General features: G+C 44.4%; 1 protein-coding gene and 1 pseudogene. One reads left to right on the forward strand and one right to left on the reverse strand.

Annotated elements, in window-relative coordinates; translation table 11 throughout:
- Window positions 1–487 (forward strand): cytochrome c (locus A3763_RS21610; RefSeq protein WP_068760504.1); only part of this gene is annotated, 487 nt, incomplete at its 5' end.
- Between the two features lie 55 nt (window positions 488–542).
- Here A3763_RS21610 and A3763_RS29040 read toward each other — a convergent pair.
- Window positions 543–817 (reverse strand): annotated as a pseudogene (locus tag A3763_RS29040) (hypothetical protein); the annotation flags it as partial.

Raw genomic sequence — 817 nt, forward strand, 5'->3', positions numbered from 1 at the left:
TGGAAATAGTGTTGTTGCTAACTTTCCTAAACTGGCAGGCCAAGGTGAGAAGTACTTGGTTAAACAAATGAATGACATCAAAGAAGGTAAGCGTCCTGTAATCGAAATGACAGGCTTGCTTGATGCGCGTTCTGCACAGGATATCGAAAACATTGCCGCTTACTTTGCGTCACAAACAACTACGCCTGGCCAAGCAAAGAAAGACTTGGTAGAAAAAGGTGAGATCATGTACCGCCAGGGTAATGCAGCAACTAAGGTTGCGGCGTGTGCAGCGTGTCACGGCCCAGCAGGTGAAGGTGTGTCATTGGCTGCATTTCCAGCGCTTGCCGGTCAGCATGCTGATTACATCGCATCTCAGCTTAAGAAGTTCCGTAGTGGTGAGCGTAGCAACGATGGTGATTCGCGTATGATGCGTTCAGTAACGGCTCGTTTGAATGACAAAGAAATTGAAGCAGTTGCCAGCTATATTTCTGGTTTATATAAATAAGCTTCGTCTCTGCCGAGGAGCAATATGCTTCTCGGCTTTCTAGTTCCCTACCTTCCTATTTGAATACTTCTAACATTCCATCTGAGGTCAAGGCAATAACATTGGACTTCTGATCGATGACATCGATAATCGCTTTACTGCTGGCGCCGCCATAAGCTTGGCGAGGTTCTGCTTGCCAGGTCTTCACTTCAGTTCCTTTTTTAATATTAAATTTACTGATGACGCCTTGGAAAGTGCCAAGCGTTAGGTATTTCTCATCATCAGAAAAATCAGCGCTGGTGTAATTAATATATCGATTCTTAAACTTGAATTTACTTTTCCCGGTTTTGG

Source organism: Oleiphilus sp. HI0128, assembly GCF_001635365.1.